The following is a 2,348-nucleotide window of genomic DNA, read 5'->3' on the forward strand; positions in this document are numbered from 1 at the left end:
GTGGTCGCCGACAACGCACTGAAAATCGGCGAAACCTCACTGGTGACCATCACCTTCGATCAGGCGGTGAGCGGTTTCACCAACGCGGACCTGACGATCGCCAACGGTACGCTCACAGCGGTGAGCAGCAGCGACGGCGGCATCACCTGGACGGCGACGTTCACCCCGACTGCCAGCATCACCGACGCGACCAACCTGATCACCCTGGACAACACCGGCGTGCAGGCGGCCGTCAGCGGTAACGTAGGCACTGGCACGACCGATTCCAACAACTATGCCATCGACACCGTGCGCCCGACGGCTACCATCGTGGTCGCGGACACGGCACTGAAAATCGGCGAAACCTCGCTGGTGACCATCACCTTCAGCGAAGCGGTGAGCGGTTTCACCAACGCTGACCTGACCATCGCCAACGGCACACTCACTGCGGTGAGCAGCAGCGACGGCGGCATCACCTGGACGGCGACCTTCACCCCGAGCGCCAGCATCAACGACACCACCAACCTGATCACCCTGGACAATACCGGGATCAGCGATTTGGCGGGCAACGCTGGCAGCGGCACCACCGATTCCAATAACTACGCCATCGACACGGTACGCCCGACCGCCACGATTGTGCTGGCCGATACAACGCTGACCGCGGGTGAAACCTCGCTGGTGACCATTACCTTCAGCGAAGCGGTGAGCGGTTTCACCAACGCCGACCTGACGATTGCCAACGGTACGCTCACGGCGGTGAGCAGCAGTGACGGCGGCATCACCTGGACCGCAACCTTCACCCCGACCGTCGGTGTGAATGACCCGACCAACCTGATCACCCTGAACAACACCGGGGTCAGTGATCTGGCGGGCAACACCGGCAGCGGCACCACCAACTCCGGCAACTACACCATCGATACGGTGCTGCCGACGGCGACCATCGTGGTGGCCGACAACGCGCTGAAAATCGGTGAAACCTCACTGGTGACGATCACCTTCAGCGAAGCAGTGAGCGGTTTCACCAACGCTGATCTGACCATCGCCAACGGTACGCTCACGGCGGTGAGCAGCAGCGACGGCGGCATCACCTGGACGGCCACGTTCACACCGACCAGCGCCATCACCGACACCAGCAACGTCATCACCCTGGATAACAGCGGTGTGACCAACGCCTCGGGCAACGCCGGTAGCGGCACCACCGACTCCAACAACTACGCCATCGATACCGTGCGCCCGACGGCCACCATCGTGGTCGCGGACTCGGCGCTGGCGGTGGGTCAGACTTCGATAGTGACCATCACCTTCTCCGAGGCGGTGACCGGCTTCAGCCTCGCCGACCTGACGGTGAGCAACGGTACCCTGAGCAGTCTGAGCACCAGCGATAACATCACCTACACCGCAACCCTGACACCGGCGGCGAGCATCACCGATGCGACCAACCTGATTACCCTGGACAACACCGGGGTGACCGATGGGGCCGGCAATACTGGAAGCGGCACCACCGACTCCAACAATTACGCCGTCGACAGCCAACGCCCGACGGCCACCATCGTCCTGGTGGACGCCGCCCTGAGTGCCGGAGAAACATCGTTGGTGACGATCACCTTCTCCGAGGCGGTGACCGGTTTCACCAATGCCGACCTGACCATCGCCAACGGTACGCTCACGGCAGTGAGCAGCAGCGATGGCGGCATCACCTGGACCGCGACCTTCACCCCAACCGCCGGCGTGAATGACACGAGCAACGTCATCACCCTGAACAATACCGGTGTGACCGATGTGGCCGGCAACACCGGCAGTGGCACCACTAACTCGGGCAACTACACCATCGATACGGTGCTGCCAACGGCCACCATCGTGGTGGCCGACAACGCGCTGAAAATCGGTGAAACGTCGCTGGTGACCATTACCTTCAGTGAAGCGGTGACCGGTTTCACCAATGCCGACCTGACCATCGCCAACGGTACGCTCACCGCGGTGAGCAGCAGCGATGGCGGCATCACCTGGACGGCCACGTTCACCCCGACCACCAGCATCACCGACGCGACTAACCTGATCACCCTGGACAACACCGGCGTGCAGGCGGCCGCCTCCGGTAACGTGGGCAGCGGCACCACCGATTCCAACAACTACGCGATCGACACCGTGCGCCCGACGGCTACCATCGTGGTCGCGGACACGGCGCTGCAAATCGGCGAAACCTCGCTGGTGACCATCACCTTCAGCGAAGCGGTGAGCGGTTTCACCAACGCCGACCTGACCATCGCCAACGGTACGCTGAGCGCGGTGAGCAGCAGCGATGGCGGCATCACCTGGACGGCGACCTTCACGCCTTCGGCGGGCATCAACGACACCACCAACCTGATCAC

General features: G+C 62.9%; 1 protein-coding gene. It reads left to right on the forward strand.

Going from position 1 to position 2,348, the window contains the following annotated elements; all coding sequences use genetic code 11:
* On the forward strand, positions 1-2,348 hold a 2,348-nt coding region (locus F475_RS30145; protein ID WP_256597266.1), incomplete at both ends, for an Ig-like domain-containing protein.

This window comes from Pseudomonas sp. URMO17WK12:I6 (genome assembly GCF_003253625.1).
Classification (GTDB): Bacteria; Pseudomonadota; Gammaproteobacteria; order Pseudomonadales; family Pseudomonadaceae; genus Aquipseudomonas.